The sequence below is a fragment of the Arthrobacter sp. TB 26 genome (genome assembly GCF_000427315.1).
Classification (GTDB): Bacteria; Actinomycetota; Actinomycetes; order Actinomycetales; family Micrococcaceae; genus Arthrobacter.
The window spans coordinates 28009-28374 of the sequence record NZ_AUPJ01000179.1; the positions used below are offsets into that span (position 1 = coordinate 28009).

The 366-nt window shown below is 72.4% G+C and carries 1 pseudogene (only partly in view); it reads left to right on the forward strand.

Going from position 1 to position 366, the window contains the following annotated elements:
- Positions 1 to 366, forward strand: a pseudogene (locus K789_RS26780) (hypothetical protein); its annotated part reaches 1289 nt to the left of the window's first position; the annotation flags it as partial.

A 366-nucleotide genomic window follows, 5' to 3' on the forward strand; every position in this document is an offset into this window, starting at 1 on the left:
GGGCGGACGCCCTCGCCACCTTCGGACTGCAACTGCTCCTGACGCTGGTGTGGCGTGCTTCGACGCTGCTCGATGCAGCCGTCGACCCTGCGGTTGGCGTTCCGGTCTGGGTGCCGCTGCTGCTGGCACTGCTCACCGGCATGGCCCTGGCAACGGGACTCGGCGGATTGGCGGAATGGGCGCCGCTGGCTGCTCTTGTCCTGTCCGCAGCCGTTATGGACAGCGCCGGCCGCTGGACCCAGGCCGGCCTCCTGCTGCTGGCGACGCTGTTCTGGGCCGTGCGCGCGGTGCCCGCAGCCGAGGCGCTGCGCCGGCACTTCGTTCTCGCTGCCCGCGTCGCAGCGACGCTGGCTGTTCCCGCCGCCG